The organism is Maribacter spongiicola (assembly GCF_052119685.1).
GTDB lineage: Bacteria > Bacteroidota > Bacteroidia > Flavobacteriales > Flavobacteriaceae > Maribacter > Maribacter spongiicola_A.
Window position 1 is genome coordinate 936,007 of the sequence record NZ_JBGQOO010000001.1, and the last position, 21,321, is coordinate 957,327.

General features: G+C 35.5%; 18 protein-coding genes. 16 read left to right on the forward strand and 2 right to left on the reverse strand.

Annotated elements, in window-relative coordinates; genetic code table 11:
* Position 1: 1 nt before the first annotated feature.
* Genes ACEN2N_RS03900 through ACEN2N_RS03910 form a run of 3 tightly spaced genes read left to right on the forward strand, consistent with a single transcriptional unit; the run spans position 2 to position 2,755 of the window.
* Positions 2-496, forward strand: coding sequence for a VOC family protein (locus ACEN2N_RS03900; protein WP_441823085.1), 495 nt, complete (start codon positions 2-4; stop codon positions 494-496).
* Positions 489-1,451 (forward strand): 2-hydroxyacid dehydrogenase, encoded by a 963-nt coding sequence (locus tag ACEN2N_RS03905; protein WP_441823086.1) that lies wholly within the window; start codon positions 489-491, stop codon positions 1,449-1,451. Before ACEN2N_RS03900 ends, ACEN2N_RS03905 begins: the two co-directional genes overlap by 8 nt.
* 8 nt (positions 1,452-1,459) lie before the next feature.
* Entirely contained in the window at positions 1,460-2,755 is a 1,296-nt protein-coding gene (locus tag ACEN2N_RS03910; protein ID WP_441823087.1) for a Zn-dependent hydrolase, read from the forward strand.
* 162 nt (positions 2,756-2,917) lie between these two features.
* Here the strand turns inward: ACEN2N_RS03910 and ACEN2N_RS03915 are convergent, their stop codons facing one another.
* Positions 2,918-4,996: a prolyl oligopeptidase family serine peptidase gene (locus ACEN2N_RS03915; protein WP_441823088.1), complete on the reverse strand. Its 2,079-nt coding sequence runs from the start codon at positions 4,994-4,996 to the stop codon at positions 2,918-2,920.
* Between the two features lie 229 nt (positions 4,997-5,225).
* On the opposite strand from ACEN2N_RS03915, the gene ACEN2N_RS03920 reads away from it, so the two are divergent.
* Positions 5,226-6,776, forward strand: a complete 1,551-nt coding sequence (locus tag ACEN2N_RS03920; RefSeq protein WP_441823089.1) for a M20/M25/M40 family metallo-hydrolase — start codon at positions 5,226-5,228, stop codon at positions 6,774-6,776.
* Between the two features lie 4 nt (positions 6,777-6,780).
* On the opposite strand, the gene ACEN2N_RS03925 is transcribed toward ACEN2N_RS03920, so the two are convergent.
* Positions 6,781-9,369 (reverse strand): cyclic nucleotide-binding domain-containing protein, encoded by a 2,589-nt coding sequence (locus tag ACEN2N_RS03925; protein ID WP_441823090.1) that lies wholly within the window; start codon positions 9,367-9,369, stop codon positions 6,781-6,783.
* Between the two features lie 203 nt (positions 9,370-9,572).
* Here ACEN2N_RS03925 and ACEN2N_RS03930 point away from each other — a divergent pair, with 203 nt between their 5' ends.
* From ACEN2N_RS03930 to ACEN2N_RS03985, 12 genes are all read left to right on the forward strand, one after another.
* Complete coding sequence (locus ACEN2N_RS03930) at positions 9,573-12,728, forward strand: WD40/YVTN/BNR-like repeat-containing protein (protein WP_441823091.1); 3,156 nt, start codon at positions 9,573-9,575, stop codon at positions 12,726-12,728.
* A gap of 4 nt (positions 12,729-12,732) precedes the next feature.
* Complete coding sequence (locus ACEN2N_RS03935) at positions 12,733-13,305, forward strand: pentapeptide repeat-containing protein (RefSeq protein WP_441823092.1); 573 nt, start codon at positions 12,733-12,735, stop codon at positions 13,303-13,305.
* 18 nt (positions 13,306-13,323) lie between these two features.
* Positions 13,324-13,515 (forward strand): DUF4177 domain-containing protein, encoded by a 192-nt coding sequence (locus ACEN2N_RS03940; RefSeq protein WP_441823093.1) that lies wholly within the window; start codon positions 13,324-13,326, stop codon positions 13,513-13,515.
* A 3-nt stretch (positions 13,516-13,518) separates the two neighbouring features.
* The gene (locus ACEN2N_RS03945) at positions 13,519-13,737 is read left to right on the forward strand and encodes a DUF6500 family protein (RefSeq protein ID WP_441823094.1); all 219 of its coding nucleotides are present in this window, start codon (positions 13,519-13,521) and stop codon (positions 13,735-13,737) included.
* Between the two features lie 7 nt (positions 13,738-13,744).
* A complete protein-coding gene (locus ACEN2N_RS03950; protein ID WP_441823095.1) occupies positions 13,745-14,302 on the forward strand; it encodes a hypothetical protein in 558 nt (185 codons plus the stop codon).
* A gap of 367 nt (positions 14,303-14,669) precedes the next feature.
* Positions 14,670-15,179 (forward strand): outer membrane beta-barrel protein, encoded by a 510-nt coding sequence (locus ACEN2N_RS03955; protein ID WP_441823096.1) that lies wholly within the window; start codon positions 14,670-14,672, stop codon positions 15,177-15,179.
* Between the two features lie 207 nt (positions 15,180-15,386).
* Positions 15,387-15,959, forward strand: coding sequence for a Crp/Fnr family transcriptional regulator (locus tag ACEN2N_RS03960; protein WP_441823097.1), 573 nt, complete (start codon positions 15,387-15,389; stop codon positions 15,957-15,959).
* A 16-nt stretch (positions 15,960-15,975) separates the two neighbouring features.
* Positions 15,976-17,160, forward strand: coding sequence for a low temperature requirement protein A (locus ACEN2N_RS03965; protein WP_441823098.1), 1,185 nt, complete (start codon positions 15,976-15,978; stop codon positions 17,158-17,160).
* Positions 17,161-17,401: 241 nt separating this feature from the next.
* On the forward strand, positions 17,402-17,884 hold the full coding sequence (locus ACEN2N_RS03970) for a cupin domain-containing protein (RefSeq protein ID WP_441823099.1): 483 nt from the start codon (positions 17,402-17,404) through the stop codon (positions 17,882-17,884).
* A gap of 33 nt (positions 17,885-17,917) precedes the next feature.
* Positions 17,918-19,015, forward strand: coding sequence for an L-dopachrome tautomerase-related protein (locus tag ACEN2N_RS03975; RefSeq protein WP_441823100.1), 1,098 nt, complete (start codon positions 17,918-17,920; stop codon positions 19,013-19,015).
* A gap of 134 nt (positions 19,016-19,149) precedes the next feature.
* Positions 19,150-20,088 (forward strand): cyclase family protein, encoded by a 939-nt coding sequence (locus tag ACEN2N_RS03980; RefSeq protein ID WP_441823101.1) that lies wholly within the window; start codon positions 19,150-19,152, stop codon positions 20,086-20,088.
* Between the two features lie 24 nt (positions 20,089-20,112).
* Positions 20,113-21,321 carry an MFS transporter gene (locus tag ACEN2N_RS03985; RefSeq protein ID WP_441823102.1) on the forward strand — a complete coding sequence of 403 codons (1,209 nt, stop codon included), beginning with the start codon at positions 20,113-20,115 and terminating at the stop codon, positions 21,319-21,321.

Below are 21,321 nucleotides of genomic sequence, written 5' to 3' on the forward strand. Positions count from 1 at the left end.
TATGGCAAAGGCGGTACATATAAATCACGTTGCTTTAGTGGTCACCAACCTTGAAGAAGCATGTAAATTTTATGAAGAAGAACTGGGGTTAGAACCTATACCAGCATTTTTATTCGATTATCCCACAGCCTTTTTTAAGTTCAATGATGAGCAGCAATTACATTTGACCGAGTGGGAAGATGAATTTTCGTTCAGAGGTCATATTTGTGTTCAGGTAGATGATATTAATGCAATGTTCTTTCGGATGAAGGAATTAGGTGTTATCGATATTAAACCATGGGGCAATGTACGTCAATTACCAGATGGGGCCATTCAAATGTTTGTTCGTGACCCATCGGGAAATTTAGTAGAGTTGTCTTCCGTCCCTGGAGATTATATCGACCCAAAGATACTTGAAGACGAGTTGTTTAAGGAAGGAATTTATGTATCGGGAAGAAATGATTTCCGCGGATACAAATCTAAAGACGCCACCCTTTACCATAAATCTGATGAGTAAGAATATCCTTTTATTGGAAACTGTTGCCGATGATGCTATGCGCATGCTGGAAGAAGCATCAGACATGAATATTTTAACCGGATATGATGAAGCATCACTTCAAAGTCAAATTCAGAACAACAAGATTGATGCAATCATTACACGCGGTATAGGTCAGGTGCGAGACTTGTTAATGGAGCAATTATCCGACTTAAAAGTAATATCGCGCTGCGGAGTAGGTTTAGACAATATTGATGTTTCTAGTGCTACCAAAAGAGGTATCAAAGTAGTAAACGCACCCAATTCTAATACAGATACCATTGCCGAACATACCATTGCCCTTTTACTAATGCTTCAACGTAATTTATACAATGCCGTAACCATGGTCAAAGAAAATAGATGGGCAGACAGAGGCACTTATATCGGCGATGAAACTCACGGAAAAACCTTAGGGATCATCGGCATGGGCAATATTGGTAAAAAAGTAGCGAAAATTGCTACAGCCTTGGGAATAAATGTGGTGTATTGGAGTTCTAAAAAAGAGGATGTTCCGTACACCTTTATGGAATTTGACCAACTTTTAAACGCATCAGATAGTATTAGTTTACACCTACCTCTCACTCCCAAAACTGAAAACCTTATTAATGCATCGGCATTTTCAAAAATGAAATCTTCAGCTTTATTAATAAATACAGCAAGAGGCGGAATTATTGATCAGAAAGAATTATTCAAGGCATTACAAAGTAATAAAATAGCAGGTTTTGCCGCTGATGTTTTATCACACGAACCACCAGTTGAGAACGACCCTTTTTTACAGTTAGAAAATGTTTTGATTACTGCCCACTTAGGGAGCTTAACCAAAACTACATACACAAAAATGTGTACCATGACGGTTGAAAACACTTTGGCAATTTTGAGAGGTGAAGCTCCAATGGCGAATTGTATTTTTAATAAAAATGATCTAGTAATAAGCTAAAAATAAACATGAGAACTTTTAAAATCATAATTACCCTAATTTTAATTATTTGTCCATTATTGAGTATAGACGCTCAAATATCGGTCAATCAAGACCGATTAGAAAAACGGATTATGGATCTTGCCCAGTTTGGCATACAAGAAAATGGCGAAACCGAACGTGTTGCTTTTAGTGATGCCGATATTGCAGCCCAGCAATGGGTTATTGAGCAATTAAAAGCTATGGATATTGAAACCCATATCGATTTTGCCGGCAATGTAATTGGTATACGAAAAGGGACAAAACCAAATATGAAACCTATCTCATTTGGCTCACATATAGACCGCGTTCCGCATGGTGGCAATTATGATGGTTGTGTTGGTAGTATGGCTTCTTTAGAAGTTCTTAAAGTGCTTGATGAAAATAAAGTCAAAACCAAACATCCATTAGAAATTATCATATTCTCTAATGAAGAAGGTGGTGTTGTAGGTAGTAGAGCAATCGCAGGGCATTTAAACGAAAGTGCTTTTACTGTTAAAAATTCAACAGGATATACCATCGGCGAAGGTATGATGAGATTAGGCGGAGATACCACTAGGCTTGCCGAAGTTGCACGTAAAAAAGGAGATGTTGCTGCCTTTTTAGAACTACACATTGAACAAGGAGGTACTCTTGAAAAAGAAAATTTAGAGATTGGTATTGTCAAAGGTATTGTGGGACTTAAATGGTGGGATGTTGAATTCAACGGTTTTGCCAACCATGCCGGTACAACACCAATGAATGCAAGAAAAGACGCGCTCTTAGCAGCCTCAAAATTCATCATTGCGGTCAACGAAGTTGCCACAAGTTTCACCGGCTCACAAGTTGCAACTGTTGGTCGAATAAAGTCAGAACCAGGAGCACCTAATGTTATTCCTGGTCATGTGGTTACGAGTCTTGAAATTAGAGATTTGTCGTCTGAGGTTATTGAAAAGGTATATGCTGCTATCGAAAAAAGAGCAGAAGAAATTAGCAAGGAATCTGGCGTAGATATCACTTTTAACAAACTAGATACTACAGCAGACCCAGCAATCATGGATTCAACTATACAATTTGAAATTGAAAAAAGTGTTCAATCACTTGAATTGAGTTACAAATCAATGCCAAGTGGCGCTGGTCATGACGCCCAAGACATGGCACTTATTGCACCAACGGGTATGATATTCGTGCCGAGTAAAAATGGCATTAGTCATTCTCCGAAGGAATTTACCTCGGCAATTGACATGGCAAACGGTGCCAATGTATTATTGCAGACTATTTTAGCATTAGACAAAAAGCTTAAATAATAGTTTTAAAAAACCTTTTATCTATCTGCGAATTATATATTCTAAAGTAACGAATACTAAATAACTAAATCGCACTTAAAAAGAAAGCTGTGAGGAAAATTGTGTTTTTCCAATTAAAGAAAATCTACCTAGATTCTTGGAGTAATCCAATTTAAAAACAACTTACAGTTCTTTATTAAAAAAAAACATAGATTTCTCAGTCGAGGAATCAGTATCTAAACCATGACCTTCATCCTTGATAACGTCTAGCAGAAAAACTCTATCAGACCCTATATTTTGTTCCTGTAAAAAGGCAATATATTTGGCGCTATCATAAACAGGTATAAGCTCGTCCAGTTCACCATTAATTAGCAGGGTACTCGGATATAGGCGATTTTCCTTTAAATTATAAACAGGGTCAAGCCCCAAAAGTGATTTTAAACCTTCTAATGTAGATGTAGTACCAAAATCGTAATCATTATCACTTGCATTATAATTTTCTTGGTAAGACAATCTTAAAGGGTTTAATAATGGCACTTCACCTACTGCCGCCTTGAACATTTCCGGGTTTTCATTTATTGCCATACCCGCTGTAATTCCGCCCGCACTACTAAAATAAAGCCCTAATCTGTCTTTGTGTGTGAATTTTTGATCCTTAAGATATTGAGAACAGGCAAGTAAGTCTTCCCAAGAACGATACTTATTTTCTTTAATGGCATTCTTATACCAAGACAATCCTTTTTCAGAACCTCCCCTAACGTGGGCTATTGCAAAAACATTTCCCTTTTTTACAAAATCAAGAACAGCACTACTGTAATAAGGTTCCATTGAAATGCCGTAAGAGCCATAAGTTGTTATAATTGCCTTTTGTGGATTTTTCGGATTAAAATTATTTGGCTTTATGATAGTCATAGGAACGATAGTTCCGTCACATGAATTAACTTCTACTATTTCAGTTTTTATGTCGTTAAATTCCAGTGGAGTCTTCCTTGTAACTTCTTCATTAATCTTGATATTCAAGGAATCGTCGATGTCTATAAAAACATAATTTTCTTTCCAGCTCGATTGCAATAATGTAATAGTGCTTAGACAAGTATCCCAAGTATAGAACCTTAGACCAGTAATTGGATAATCTAGTTCTATTAATGTAATAGTATTATTTTTATCGACGGCATAAACTTTATGCTCGATGCCATACTTAGAAGTAATGACATAAGCGTTATCGTTAGAAATCGCATAACTTGTTATTATGTATTCATCTTCTGGTTTAAAAAGTACTATATCCTTACTAGCGTCCTTAATATTATCTACTGTAGTTTTTACCAGGGTTTTTTGTCCGTTCTTGTATCTTAAGAAATACATTTCACCATTTCTTTCATTGGGGTAATACAGCACACTATCTTTTAAGTTCATCACTTGTTTCCATGTTGGTTTATTTGTAACTGTTTTCAATGATGTATTAAAACCTTCGTAGCTTTCTGAACCACTAATTAATTCTGCCTGAAGAATGTCGGAACCAAAATTAATATTAGGTCTTATAAAATGTTCTTCATTATGCCCCGGTATATCGTCACCGGTCAATATTTTTTTCATACTTCCGGTAGAAATATCAGCTAACACTAAATATGAATTCTTGGAGTTGTCAGGGTTTGGCCATCCTGTAAAAACAATTTGATTTTCGTTAGCCCAGACAGCATATGAGACTTGTTGTGTGCTCATATCCTTAGCTGTTTCGAATAATATTTCTTTGCTATTTATATCGATTACCCTTAAATAATCACCATTACTATCGCTAACAAAAAGAATAAACTTTGTTCCTTCCTTATTCGGCTTATATGCATGTATCGTATAATCGTAACTAGCCGAAAATATAAGCTTTAGTTCGTTGGTAATTCTAGACCTTTTATTTAAAACTTGGGTAGAATCATTATCTCCCCAGTAGTAATATGCATCATTACTGTTTTTAAGCCAATAGTAATCTGGATTGGTCGTTTTATTAATGTAATCCAAACTCCCTCTATATTTTTGAATTGAATTACTAGAGTAATAGTCATTAACTAAGGAATCCTGAATTGCCAACCATTTTTTAGTTTTAGGGTCTTCAACATCTTCTAGATTTGAAAAAATATTTGAATATTCTATGCCATGCTCATTGACCAACTTATTACTGTTTTCTAGATAAGGGTATTCTATTGAATTAGATTTTTGACTTGTAAATGAAATCAAAACTAAAAGCAAAATAGAAGTAAAATAATATTTCATAAGTTCAAGAATATATTGCTATATAGATTAGCATAAATATACAAACCACCTTCGGAATTACAACTAAACAACATTTATGTAAGCCCGAATACAAAAAAACAAAGTGACTTATAAATTAATTATATTTAATCAAAGAAAATCTACCTCGTTTCCTTCAAAAATCCAATAAATTTTAACAACATTCTTCTTCCCTTAAATTAGTACCTTAGTTCGACAAACTATCTTGAACATGAAAAAAGGACTACTCTTTGGTGCATACTTATTATGCGCCACTTTCGGATTTTCTCAATCCACAGAAGACATCATTAATGCCATCGAAAAAGAAGGCATTGAAAATTCTCAATTAGAGCAATTAGCTTACGAATTAATGGACCTCAACGGACCACGTTTAGTAGGTACGCCAGAGATGAAAACAGCGCATGATTGGGCAATAAATACCTATAAAAAATGGGGTATTTCTGCTGAAAACCAACAATGGGGAACTTGGAAAGGTTGGCAAAGAGGTATTACTCATGTAGACATGGTATCGCCACGAGTAGCATCACTTCACGCTACACAATTGGCATGGAACCCAGGCACAAGCGCTAAAGGTGTTACCGCATCTTTAATTACATTACCTAGTTTCAGAGACTCATTATCATTTGTAAAGTGGCTTCCTAGTGTGAAAGGAAAAATAGTAATGATTAGCATGTTACAACCCACAGGTAGACCTGATGAAAACTGGGAAGAATACGCGACAGAAGCATCCTTCGAGAAAATGAAAACCGAGCGCGATTCTATTGAAAAAATATGGAGACAAAATATTAATAATACAGGCTATACTAGTAGAAACATCAATTCTGCATTTGAAAGAGCAGGTGCCGTAGGTATTGCACAATCGAGATGGTCTGAGGGTTTTGGAGCTAACAAAATTTTCAGCGCAGGTACCGATAAAATTCCTGACGTAGATATTTCTTTAGAAGATTATGGAATGTTGTACAGAATGGTAGAACATGGTGCCGACACTAAAATTAAAATAGTGGCGGAATCTAAAGATTTAGGTGTAGTACCTGCTTTTAATACTATTGCAACCATACCAGGCACAGAATTCCCAGATGAGTACGTAATTCTTTCTGCTCATTTCGATTCATGGGATGGTGGTACCGGTGCAACAGACAACGGTACAGGTACTATTACCATGTTAGAAGCTGCACGTATACTAAAAAAGGTGTATCCTAATCCGAAAAGAACGATTTTAATAGGTCATTGGGGTAGTGAAGAACAAGGCTTAAATGGTTCGAGCTCTTTTGTAGAAGATCATCCAGAAATTGTGGCAGGTGTACAAGCAGTTTTTAATCAAGATAATGGTACCGGTCGCGTTGTAAACTTATCGGGACAAGGGTTTCTTCACGCTTATGATTATTTAGGGCGTTGGTTAGAAGCAGTTCCTGAAACGTATAAAAATGAGATTGAAACTACCTTCCCAGGTTCACCAGGTCGTGGTGGATCTGATTATGCATCGTTCGTAGCAGCAGGTGCTCCCGCTTTTTCGTTAAGCTCTCTTAGTTGGGATTATTGGAATTACACATGGCACACAAATTTAGATACATACGACAAAATTGTTTTCGATGATGTACGTAACAATGCAATTCTAACGGCTATACTTACCTATATGGCTTGTGAAGATCCAGAGAAAACATCGCGCGAAAAAGCCGTGTTAGGTATTAACCCAAGATCTGGTGAAAAAGGAGAATGGCCAACGCCAAGAACACCACAACGTAAAGGTGGACAAGACGAATAAATAATTATAATTGATTTTCAAGCTCAAGGCTATCTGCTGCTTGTAGTGCTTTCTTTATAGCAGTACTCCACAGTGCATAGCCTTGTTTGTTTAAATGCAATCCGTCAGAAAGGTATAATTCTGGTATCGGTCTGTTATCTGTGGTAATCATCTGTGCAAAAACATTGATGTATTGCGCTTTTAATTCTGTAATGAAATATTTGGACAACATTAAATTGGTCTCCATAATCAGTGGAATTAAAGCTTCACGCTCTACACTAGGTTTTAAACTGATTAACGCCAATTCTGCATCGGGATATTTATTAGTTATCAACCCCACCAACTCCATACAACCAGAAAGTACCTCTTGCGGAGTTTTACCACTATTTAAATCATTCTCCCCAGCGTACAATACTATTTTAGACGGTTTCGCTTCAGTAAATATCTCATCGAAATAATGAATACACCAAGCAAATGTAGACCCGCCAAAACCGAGGTTTACCACATTGAACGGACTAAGGTCTCGCTTCATATTTACCCACAAACGCACCGAAGAACTTCCGTAGAAAGCTATCAGATTCTCTTGGGTCGGTAATTTAGCTACTCGCCTTTTAAGTCGTTTTATTTCATTGCACCAAATAGCAGGTGGCTCCTCTAAATTGTCCACACCAGAACTAGACACGTTCAACTGTTCAGCTCTTTCAATCGCTTCTTGTACATAGCCTTGATATTCCGCTTGGTATTGCTCCATAAAAGCATATAAATCGTCATTGCTTTTAGAAGGTACTTTTTCACTCAGTAAAAAAGGTTTTTTAATGGTACAGTAGTATAAAGATTTGCCAATTCTATGGTCAAAATTTACCATGACTACAGGTATTATATAAGGCTCTGGCTCAGTATGTAATGCCAATTTAAAAGCGCCCATTTTAAAAGGACCTGGAGATTCGTCTGTTCTGTAAGAGGTGCCTTCAGGGCTTATAATTAAATTGAATTTCTGTTTTAAATGTTTAGATGCTTCACTGTAAAATATACTTCTTGCCTCTTCTTTTCTATTATTAGAAGTTTCGTCAGATTCTTTGGTATACACATTTATATAACCAAGGTTGTCGTAGTAATTCTGATGACCGTATTCTTGTCCCTGCCCTATTCTAACTGTTCTTATACCCGGTTCTTGATATTTTTTATATAAGACCATGGCACTTAGAAAATGAGAATCAAGGGTAATCTGAAAATTATTATTTAGTGTATAATGTGGGTCATTGATTAAGTGGTTATAAATAAAAATATTACCAGTATCATTAGGCAAATTATCCCAACCTTCAATAATATAGGGCACGTTTTTAAACACCTTCATGGTCAACTCGGCGCAAACCTTTCTATTTTGCTTAGCATCTATACTATTCTTTTCTGCTACATTCTCATAAATCTGCTGTAAACCGCTTATAAACTCATGCTCTTTTTGATCTTCACCCAGCAGTTCTAAACTTAATGAGGCAATATGCCGTTCGAGAGCAGTTCCATTCTTAACCAGACCTGTTAAGGCATCATAGGCAAACTGCTTGGTCGTATTACTTTTTAATAGATGTGGCACTTGGTGTAAAGGTGATGATAAAAATAGACGCGATTTATTATTCTTAATCAATTGATAAACGGCCTGCAGATTGTGCTTGCCCAACAAGCCAACATAGCGTACAAAAGCAGCATTTAGCTGATTGCCCATAAGCCACAATAATCGCTGATAAAATTGACCTTCGAAAGCATCATCAATTTGAAACAATTTCATTAAATCGCCTTCAGGAATAAAATAAGCAGAGGTCTTAGTGTTCGTAATAGCAGAGCAAATATCTTTCTCCTTCAATAGGCATGACCACCCAAATACAAATCCGGAATTTTTAATCGAGCGCTGTTTAATCTCAATCGTGTTCTCAATTCGTTTAACTGTAACTTCTCCGTGAATAAGAATAAACAAACCATTACTAGAACCGTCTTGTACATATAAAATTTCATCTGGCTCATATTCTCTACGTTCTGCCAACGCAGCTAAAGCCATTAAATTTTTTTCTTCAAAATAATCTAGAAATGGTGATCGTCGCATTAATGAAACAATTTCTTCTTGTTCGGCAACGGGCGATATAAAAAACTGACGGTCTTCGACAAAAGGCTGAAACCTTACGGGACTCAATAATTCAGTTTGCTTCGTTAAGGCAGTATGCAATACACGGTATAATTTTGAACCAATATTCTTAAGTAAAATATTCTGATGTCCTTTTTTCAAATACGTGTCTAGCTCGTGAAATGGTATTTCAAAAAACGATGCTTTTGGTGAAGCAACAGTAGCTTTATACGTAAATCGTTTGGGAGTATTGAATCCGTTTAAACCGATAGTAGAAAAAGGTTCTGAGTTTTGACAAACGAGAATATCACTTTCAGGATTATCGAGTGAAATGTAATAGTTTATACTACCTTCTATAAGCCATCTAAATGTGCTGACCTTTTTATGAATATAACTGATAGCATATCCTTTAGCGTATGTTTTCAACTCTCCGTTCGGGAAATATTCTTTTAATTTTTTAGTAGTTATTTCTTGCTTTAAAACTCTATTTTGGTGTATCATACTCCTTCTAACTTAACCAGATAAAAGCGAAAAAAAAAGGACTGCCAACATTAAAACCAATTTGTCATTATAGCAAATTGATATTGGTTAAAACCATAAAATTCACCCCCTTAAACTTAGAATAACCAAATTCAATACATGGGCTATCTTTTTACATGCGCTTTTATTATCTTACCTATTCAACAACAAATACAGACCACATCATGAAAACCATCAGACTTTTGTTAGCCCTCCTCATTATGGCACCGTTAGCAATGCATTCTCAAAGAAGAAAAAGCAAAACTACCCAACCCGTTATAAAATTAGAGGATTCCCTTTTTACAGGGTTAAAATGGAGAAACATTGGTCCGTTTAGAGGTGGTAGAAGTGTTGCTTCTACTGGTGTATTAGGTCAGCCAATGGTCTACTATATGGGAACTGTTGGTGGCGGAATATGGAAAACTACGGATGACGGAATCACTTGGAAAAATATTTCTGACGGATTTTTAAAAACAGCTACAGTTGGCGCCATTTCTGTATCTGAAAGTAACCCGAACATTGTAGTAGCGGGTATGGGCGAACATGCTGCCCGTGGTGTTATGACCTCAATGGGTGACGGAGTCTATAAATCTACAGACGCGGGAAAGACATGGAAACATATGGGACTTAATGAAACAAGACATATTTCTGATGTAATTATTGACCCTAAAAATCCTGATATCATATTTGTATCTGCGCAAGGCGCACAATACGGACCTTCATCGCAACGCGGTATTTATAAATCTACCGATGGTGGCAAAACTTGGAAAAATGTGCTATTTGTGGATACGATAACAGGAGCGTCTGCCTTATCGATGGATATGACCAACCCGACAATTTTATACGCAGCAATGTGGCAACACAGACGTTTTCCTTGGACAATAGAATCTGGAGGCAAAAATTCAGGAATATACAAATCGACAGATAGTGGCGAAACTTGGGAACAATTAAAAGAAGGCTTACCCAAAGAAATGGGGAAAGCAGGTATTTCTGTTTCTCGTGCCAACCCTGAACGTGTATTTGCTGTTATTGAAGCAGAGGGAGAAAGAGGGGGCGTATACCGTTCTGACGATGCCGGTAAAAAATGGAACTTAATCAATAAAGACCGTATCAATATTACTCGTTCTTGGTATTACATGGAGATTTTTGCAGACACCCAAAATGAAGACATTGTGTATGTTTTAAATGCACCTGTAACGAAGTCTATAGATGGTGGTAAATCATTTTCACCGCTATCTACTCCGCATGGTGATAATCACGATTTATGGATAGACCCCTTGAATAACCAACGTATGGTAAATTCAAATGATGGCGGATCAAATATTTCTAACAACGGCGGAAAAAGTTGGAGCACACAAGAAAATCAAAACACAGCACAATTTTACAGAGTTATTACAGATAATCTAGTGCCTTATAATGTGTACGGCGGTCAACAAGACAACTCTACCGTTGCGATTGCATCTAGAACAAATGATGATGGTATAGATTGGAAAGATTGGTATGCTGTTGCTGGTGGTGAAAGCGCCTTTTTAGCATTCGACCCAGATAATCCAGAGTTGATTTATGGTGGAACATACCAAGGTAATATTGATAAGTGGGATGCCAATACGAAGGAATCTAAACCTATTAAAGAATACCCTGAACTAGGTTTGAGCATATCACCAGAAAATGCAAAGTACCGTTATAACTGGAATGCCCCTATTATTACATCGCCTCATGACAGAAAAACAATTTACCATGGTGGTAACGTCGTATTCAAATCTACCGATGAAGGTCAAAACTGGTCGGTTATTAGTCCTGATCTAACAAGAGATGAAAAAGACAAACACGGTCTTGGCGGTGGTCCGTTTACAAATGAAGCAGCAGGTGGCGAAATATATAACACCTTAACATACCTAACAGCATCTCCACATGAAGAGGGAGTTATTTGGTCTGGTAGCGATGATGGTTTGGTACATATTACCAAAGACGGTGGTGATAATTGGGCAAATGTTACTCCCGCTGGTGCTAAAGAAGGCATAATTAATAGTATTGAAGTTTCGCCACATGACCCAGCAACAGCTTACATTGTGTTGATGCGTTACAAATCGATGGATTTTGAAAACTACATCTACAAAACCACAGATTACGGAACTACTTGGACAAAGATTGTCAATGGAATAACTGGCGACAATACATTTACACGTGTAGTAAGAGAAGACAAAAAAGTAAAAGGACTACTTTACGCAGGTACAGAAACTGGCTTATTTATTTCGTTAGATGACGGTTTAAATTGGCAACCGTTACAATTAAACTTACCCCTGACGCCAATTAATGATTTAGTTATTCAAGATAATGATTTGGTTGCTGCAACTGCCGGTCGTGCATTTTGGATTCTAGATGACTTAGCAGCTATACAGAATAGCACTACCTCAAAACAAGGGCTAAACATTTTTAAACCAAAAGACACGTATTTGTTTATTGGAGGTTCTAATGAAAAACCAGTTACTGGTTTGGGCAGCAACCCAAAAAGCGGAGTAACTTTCGATTATTATTTAAGCGAAGTACAAGACAGTACCGAATTAAAATTAGAAGTACTAAAAGACGGTGAAGTAATTAGAACCATAACTAACCAAAAAGATAAGAAATTTAAATCTTGGCCAGGCGGACCATCAAAACCAGCTATTCTTGCCTCTAAAAAAGGATATAACCGTTTTACTTGGGATTTTAAAAGAGAGCCATTACCTGCCGTGGACAAGGTTTTTGTACTAGGCGGATTAAACGGATCTACGGTTAGCCCTGGTGATTATAAGTTGAAATTAACCTTAGGCGAGCAGACCGTGGAAACTAGCGTAACTATTTTACCACACCCAAAAGTAAAGGCTAGTATGGCAGACTATGCAGAACAACAAACAATGATGAAAACCATTGAAACGACTGTAATGGAAATACATACTGCTGTTAACGATATGCAGTCTGCAAAATCGCAATTAAAACAGTATAATAATTTACTTGCCGATAACACGAAAGCAGAAGCTCTTTTAACACAGGGCGATTCTTTGACTAAACGAATAAACACATGGCAACAAAACCTAATTCAGCCTAACCAGAAAACTTTTCAAGATGTTATCAATTTTGAAAATAAACTGAATTCGCAATTATTGAATTTAAGAGGTTATATAGATTCTGCCGAGCCAAAGGTTACCGCTGGTGCAAAAGAGCGTTTAAAAGATCTATTAGCAATGTGGAATACATTTAAAACTGCGCATGATGAAATTATAAATACTGAAATGAAGGCATATAATACTAAGTTTCAAAGTTTAGATATCCCTGCTATTATATTACCAAAAAGTCAAAACTAAATAATTGGAAAAAATAATATTAGATAAAACATTTAAGGGAGAAATCTATACTTCTACCAGATTACCGAGAGCTGAGTATGAAAATTGCATTTTTGAGGGCTGTGATTTTTCTAAAGGGTATTTAGATAACCAAATCTTTTTAGAATGTGAGTTTATTGATTGTAATTTGAGCAATGCCAATATTGTAAATACCACTTTTAAAGAAGTGAAATTTTCGCACTGTAAACTTATGGGGCTGGCTTTTAATACTTGCAATGCATTTTTGATGGATTTATCCTTTTTTGATTGTAATTTGAGTTATGCCAGCTTCACAGAATTAAAATTAGCAGGTCAAGTTTTTATGTCTTGTAAACTTGAAGAAGCTGACTTTGGCGATTGCGATTTAAGCAAATCAAAATTTGATGAATGCAACTTAGAACGAGCTGTATTCGGGAGAACCAATTTGCAAAAAGCCGATTTTAGTACGGCCACAAATTTCAGTATTGACCCTGATAATAATTCTATGTCAGGAGCCATATTTTCAAAAGATAATCTTGAGGGATTGTTACAGAAACACAAGCTTAAGATTTTGAGGTAATTTTAAAAAGAAAAACTTATGTACGAATATCAATATGTTAAACTAGCCTTAGGAGGAATATTTACTTCGAAACCAAATTCAGACTACAAAGAAATTATAGCGTCTAAAGCAAAAGAAGGATGGCGTTTTGTTCAAATATTCGCACCTGCAACATCTGGCTATGGTTCTGCATCTTATTTTGAATTAATATTCGAGAAAAAAGTGGATTAAAAAATGAACCAAAAAATAAAATCAAAAATTATTAATGTATGCGATGCCAAAATTGCTGCAAAAGGGGAAAATGTAGGACTTTCATTCTATGCTTTTTTCAAAAACAAAAATGACAACCCAGAACTTTTAATGGAAGTTGCACAATGGTGGATTCTAGAACATAAGCTCGACCATTTTGAAAAGGCTATTAAGATTAAAGAAATGGTAAAATCTATTAACTAATACCTAGATGAAAAACATATTTCTTATTCTATTATTAACAGTAATCTTTACTAGTTGTGGTAATCAAAAGTTAAGTCACAAAGAAACTGTCAATAGGTATTACAAAGCTTTTGATTCTGGCGACTTCGACAAAATAAAGCGGGTTACACATGATAGTATCACCATGATGAATGGTGATTTTGTAACGCCTTTTGACAATAATAATTTTTATGAATTCTATAAATGGGATTCCGTTTTTAAACCATCATACAAGATCATTGAATTGACCGAACAGAACAATGACGTGATTGCAACTATCACTCAAAAGAATATTCGTAATGAGTTTTTAAAGAACAACCCGTTACAATTTAAAGTCAAGCTATCTTTTTCCGCAGATAAAATATCAAGACTTGAAGAATTAGAATACATCGATGTAAACTGGCAAGAATGGAATCAAGAGAAAGATTCTTTAGTGAATTGGATAAAAGTAAATCATCCAAATCTTGATGGTTTTGTGAATGACATGACTTTGGCTGGAGCAATGAAATATTTGAAGGCGATTGAATTATATGAGGGCCGGGAATAGTTAGGAACTACGTACAATGAAAAAAATTATTTATTTATTTCTCTTTATAATTTCAACTATTATCATTTCTGGGTTGTATGGCATTATACACAATCAAATTACATATACCATATCAAGTGAGTACTTTATACTTTTTAAATTTATTCAACATCATCTACCTGAATATTATTCTAAACCTGCTAGATTAGGCGCTAGTATAATTGGCTGGAATTAATAATTGAGCAAGTCTAAGAACCACAATGTCTTTTTTGTTCCACAGCATACATTTAGATATTAACAATTAAAATTATTAAGTATCTTTCGCAGAATTTTTCAATTAAAAATCAAAACAACATTAATTAACTAATTATTAATCAAAACATTAACCATGAAAAAAATCACTTTATTAGTAGCATTATTTACTATTGGCTTTTCGTATGCACAATCACCATTAGAAGAAGGGGCATTACAAGCAAATGCAGGAGTTGGCTTTTCAGGATGGGGAACTCCTATTTACGCAGGTTTAGAATATGGCGTAGCTCCAAATATTTCTGTCGGAGGCGAATTGTCTTATCAAACGTACAACTACGGTAGCGGTTTTGGTAGCGACTACAAGAGCTCAATATTTGGTATTACAGGTAATGGTAATTACCACTTTAATGAAGTTTTTGAAATTCCAAGTCAGTGGGATTTATATGCAGGTGCTAATTTGACTTACTATAGTTGGTCTACCAAAATTAACGGTAGCACAGTTACTGATGTTGACGTTGATAATTTCGGTATTGGTCTACAAGTAGGTGGTCGCTATTTCTTCGATGACAACTTTGCAATCAACCTTCAGGTAGGTGGTGGAAACGTTGTAAGTGGAGGTAGAATCGGTATCACTTATAAATTGTAAATATAATTATTATATCAATAAGGGATGATTTATCAGTTTGTAAATCATCCCTTGTTTTATTTGAATACAATTGATGTCCTTTTTTGTATTCAATTAAACAATATAAAATCACTAACAATATCTTCCAGTATTTTTCTTAATTTAAAATATAAGAACACTTTATAAATTTACTATCACTTTTATAGCTTAGGAGCTTATTTTTACCATATGGAAGACAAGTTACATTCACTAAGACAACATTTTGAGGAAATCGTTTCTTTAACTGATGATGAGTGGAACTTTGTAAAATCGCACTTTGAATTTAAAAGCCTTAAAAAACACCAATTTTTAATACAAGTGGGGCAACCTGTAGCTTTTGAATATTGGATTATTAATGGTTTAGTTAAAGCGTATTCTATTGACGAAAAAGGCAAAGAACACATTCTTCAATTTGCCATGGAAGACTATTGGGTAAGCGACCATTGTGCTTTTCAACATCAAGAACTTGGTACTATTTTTGTTGATTGCCTTGAAGATTCTGAGTTTTTCTGTTTATCCCTAGAGAACAGAGAAAAGATTTGTTTTGAAGTACCTGCTGTAGCCAACTTCTTCAGAATTAAATCTAACCACGGTTATATCAATTTGCAACAAAGAATCCTTTCTTTACTTACAATGACCGCAGAAAGTAGATATGAGTATCTACTAAATAAACTTCCAAAATTAATACAACGCGTTCCTAAAAAATTAATCGCTTCTTATTTAGGCGTATCCAGAGAGACTCTAAGTCGTTTTAACGGGTAAATGATTGAAGTATGCTATGAGTAAAAGAAAACAATTTATAAAACCAATTAAGATTAGAAGCGACCAAGAAGGGCATAGGCAAGCTACTTGGATTGAGCTATTTATTGACTTAGCTTTCGTACTAGGAATTTCACAAATTGGAAATGTGTTTTCAGATGGATTTACTGCGAGTTCATTAATTAACTATGCCTTATTATTTCTATTGTTCTTTTGGATTTGGAATCGATTTACTTGGTATGCATCTATGTATGATAATGATGATATCCCTTATCGCATATGCTATTTAACCCTTATTTTTCCTGTATTGGGTATCGCGAGTGAAATTGAGAGTATTTTATTGGGTGATTTTCACAATGCGATAATTTATTACCTCTTCATAAATTTATTATTATTATATCTTTGGAGTAGGGTTATAAGACGAGCCAATAAATTAAAAAAGAACGCTTGGTTCTTTTTTGGAGGATACGCGATCAGCACAATTCTCATTAGCATTTCATTATTTACAACAGTCCAGTTTCAAATTGTCCTTCTTTTATTCGGCTTTGCTTTTGAGTTTTTAGGTCCAGTGTTGGGATGGTATTTTAGTAAAAGTAAAATACCTATTCATTCAGACCACGTAATTGAGAGGCACGGTCTGTTTACAATAATTTTACTGGGCGAATGTATTGTTGCGATTTCTTTAAATTTCAATGCCGTTTTTTTAACTGAAAACTGGTATGTATTGTTTTTTTCATTTATAATAGTTTTAAGTTTATGGTGGCTTTATTTCGATTGTGGTTATGGCTATACGACCAAACTCTCGAAAAATATTACCAAAGTATTTGAGTTTGGTTATGGTCAATTTTTTGTCTATCTCGCCATAGCATTTTCTGGAATAACTTTAGAGTATGCATTGCATAGCACAAGTGGTAATCATCACCTTGATGGTTTTTTACCTGGACAAATTCTTATATGCGCAATAGGCTTTTTTATCTTCGCCTTAAGTGCCGTACAGCTGTTGATTTCTAATGATAAACCTCTATGGGTGTATCTTCCAAGGATTACGTTTAGCCTAATACTCATTGGATGTGGATTGTTTCCTGTTTTTAAAGAAAACAAACACTTCATAATTCTTACATCAATTTTAATATTGTCGTTGACAGTCAATGACGTATATCAATGGGCAAAATATAATTTAACACATTCCAGCGGCACCGCTTAAAAACTACTGAAATCTATTTTTGAAAGAGCCAGAAGTACGAGCTATAAGACATATAAATTATCGATTCTAGCTATTATGTGTTTGGACCTTTCGTACTAATAAATCATTCATTTTTAATAAAAGTATTAAGTCGAATTTACGGCTAATTGTGATATACATCACTTTAAATTGGTGATGTATGTCCTCGCACACCCCTTGGTTTTTATAGAATTTTGTATCGAACAATTAAATACAATGTACTATGAAAACTACAAGAACACTTTTTCTATTATTTTCGGTAATTGCCATAGGTTTTAATGCCTATGCGCAAGAAGGCAAAAGACCTTCAATGGGAAACTCTTACGGTATTATCAATATTGACGAATATGTTAAACTACTACCGGAAACCAACAAAGGCATTATCAAAGACATCAGACTAATAGACCGTGAACACGCAGGTGTTAGAATCTTTAGATTGTATGACGAAGTGCCGATGCACTACCACGCTAAATCTGATGCTTATCTCTATATCTTAAATGGCAAAGCTGAATTTTATGTAGCAGACAAAGGACCAGTTGTAGCAGGAAAAGGCGACTTGCTTTTCTGGGCTAAAGGAACACCTCACGGCAATGGTAAAATTTTAGAAGGTCCGTTAGACGTTCTCGTTTTTGACGCAATAGCCAGAGACCCTAGCGATGTTATTTGGGTAGACCCTTCAACCCAAAAGAAATTTTTAGGCAACTAATCAAATTATAATAAATTTTAAAAAATAAATACAATGAAAATTATAACAATATTAAAAACAGTCTTGTTCGCACTTGTAATGAATTTTACACTATCAATACAAGCACAATTAGAAACCATAGCTACTTTTCCTGAGGCAAGACCTGGGAATATTACAGTCTCTAACGATGGAAGAATATTTGTAACAATGAGCGCATTAAGTGCTTCAAAATATATGGTGAAAGAAATTTTGCCAAATGGAGAAGCTATTCCTTTTGGAGATAAAGAATGGATCGTAAAACCAGAAAACGGAAGCATAAAAGGTATCAATTCAACTATCGGAATTCAAGCTGATGCTAACGGAATTCTTTGGGTGTTAGATATGGGTAATGGAAAACAAAATCAGGCTCCAAAATTGGTGGGTTTTGATTTGGTTACTGGTAACGTAACAAAGGTTTTTCCTATTCCGAATACGGTATTGTCAACAAAACCTTTTTTACAGGATTTTGTGATTGATGTAAAAAACAACACTGCTGTAATTGCAGATATGACCGATGCTTTAAATCCGCCAATTGCTCCAGCTTTTGTTGTGATTAACTTAGAAACAGGTTACATAAGACGTGTTTTGGAAGGGAATGCCTCATTTTTACCTGCTGATGAACCAGTGAAAATTCACGGAAGATTGGTCTCTCACCAAAGAAAAGACGGCACTACCATTCAGCCAAGATATCCTTTAAACCCAATTTCTATAGATGACGAAAACAATTACATCTATTATGGAGCAATGGGAAACACCAAAATTTACCGCATACCGTCTGCTTTATTAGCTGATGAAAGTAAGCAAGACAGCGACCTAAATAAGTACATCGAGTTTTATGCCAACAAACCAAAATCTGACGGATTTAAAGTAGGTGCAAACGGAAAAGTATATGTAACCGATGTTGAAAATTCAGCTATTGTAGAAAGTACGCCTGCTGGAATGAAAACCATTGCGCAATCTAAAAAAGACCTGTCTTGGCCCGATGGTGTTGCCATACACGGTAACTACTTATATATCGTAGCAAATCAACTTCACAACCTTCCTTTATTAAATGAAGGAAAAGATGCTAGTAAACCGCCTTACTTGGTGTTAAAAATGAAGATTCAAGAGTAGGTATTTCAAAAAAAATAAGTGATGTATGCGCAGTATTAAATGTGACATACATCACTTTAAAATGGTGATGTACATCCTCGCACACCCCTTGCTTTAATCGGAAATTTGTATAAGAAATTTAAAAAAATATTAAAATGAAAACAATAGTAAATACATTAAAAACAATTGCCTTAGCAGCTACACTTTTTACTGCTTTAACTACAAACGCACAACAAGTACCAACGTCACCTTATGGTGCAGACGATGAAATTGGCGCACTAAACCTTTTGAATGAAGAAACAGTTTTGGATGCCGTAAAATTGGTTAAAAAAGGAAAAGTATACCGCTTAGGAATGGTGGTAAATGCTCAAACTGCAGCTTTCCGTCACAGATACTTTCACATTGAAACGTTACAACCAGAAACTGCTGCTGCAGGTTCTAACAAATTCACTTACGTAGATGACCAATTAATTGGTTGGACAGGTGTTGGGTCTCAAATAAACGGATTAGCACATTATGGTAGAGACAATGTACATTATAACGGACATAAAGTTGAAGATTTTTTAACTGTTTCTGGTGTAAAAAAATTAGGTCTAGAAAAATTACCTCCAATTGTAACTAGAGGTGTTGTATTGGATATGCGCTCATATTACAATCAAGATATTGTAAAAGAAGGCACTGTTTTTACAGTAGCAGACATTGAAAAAGTAGCCAAAAAACAAGGCATTGAAATCCGTAAAGGTGATGTGGTATTGTTCTATACGGGATGGACAAAACTAATGGGTAAAGATGATAAACGCTATTTAGCTGGTGGACCTGGAATTGGTATAGAAGCTGCGCATTATCTAGGCAAAAAAGGAGTTGTGGCGGCAGGTGCAGATAACTGGTCTTTTGAGGCTGTACCCCACGAAAATAGCGCACTTTCTTTTCCTGTAAATCAAATGATGGCAACTGAATATGGTGTACAAGTATTAGAAAATATTCTTGTAGATGAGTTGGTTGAGGATAAAGCTTGGGAATTCCTGTTTGTATTAGGTCACCCTTTATATGAAGGCTCTACACAAGTACAAATAAACCCTGTTGCTATTAAATAAGAATAACAAAAACGAATAGAAATTATGGAAACATCAACAATACATAGAGATACTACGGTAGCTAAAAAGAAAGGACTACCGGCAGCATTATGGGCATTGACCATAAGTGCATTTGCCATAGGAACAACAGAATTTGTAATTGTAGGTTTACTATCTACCGTTGCAAATGATTTAGGGACATCGTTAACATCCGCAGGATTATTAGTAAGTCTCTATGCTATTGGTGTTGCTATTGGTGCACCAATACTAACTGCCCTAACAGGTAAAATTCCAAGAAAACAGTTATTAATGGGTATTATGGTGCTATTTATAATTGGTAACGGATTAGCAGCAATTGCACCAAGTTTTGAATTATTGCTATTATCAAGAGTGGTAACAGGTTTTGCACACGGTGTATTCTTTTCTATCGGTTCTACCATTGCCGCTAGTTTGGTGCCAAAAGATAAGAGAGCAACTGCCATTTCAATAATGTTTGCAGGTCTTACTGTGGCTATTGTAACTGGTGTGCCTTTAGGCACATACATAGGTCAGAATTTTGGCTGGAGAGCAACCTTTATTGGTGTTGCCCTTTTAGGATTAGTAGGTGCAATAGCTAGTTTAGCTTTGGTTCCTAAAAACATCAAACAATCTGAACCATTACGCTTTATTGACCAATTAAAAGTGATTAAAAATCCGTCTATTTTATTGGTGTTAGCCATTACCGCATTTGGTTATGGTGGTACATTTGTCACCTTCACATATTTGACGCCATTATTGGAAGAAGTAACCGGTTTCTCTTCAAATATGACCAGTGTATTCCTTTTAATTTATGGTATCGCTATTGCCATAGGAAATATTATTGGTGGTAAAGTATCTAACAACAAACCCGGAAAAGCATTACTGGTAATGTTCGCGTTACAAGCCATTGTGTTGTTTGTGTTATACTTTACGGCTTCAAGTCAGATTTTTGCAATAATAACATTGTTTTTTATGGGAATACTTGCCTTTTCGAACGTGCCAGCATTGCAATTATACGTAGTGAAAATGGCGGAAAAGTACTTACCAGGAACAGAAGACGTAGCATCTGCATTAAACATTGCAGCATTTAACGTAGGTATTGCTATTGGTGCTTATGTAGGCGGAATGGTTGTAGAATCGAGCTTAGGTATTGCAGCAACACCTTGGGTAGGTGGTATTCTAGTGATTGTAGGATTGTTGTTGACCCTAGTTTTATTCAAAAAAGAAAAAATATAA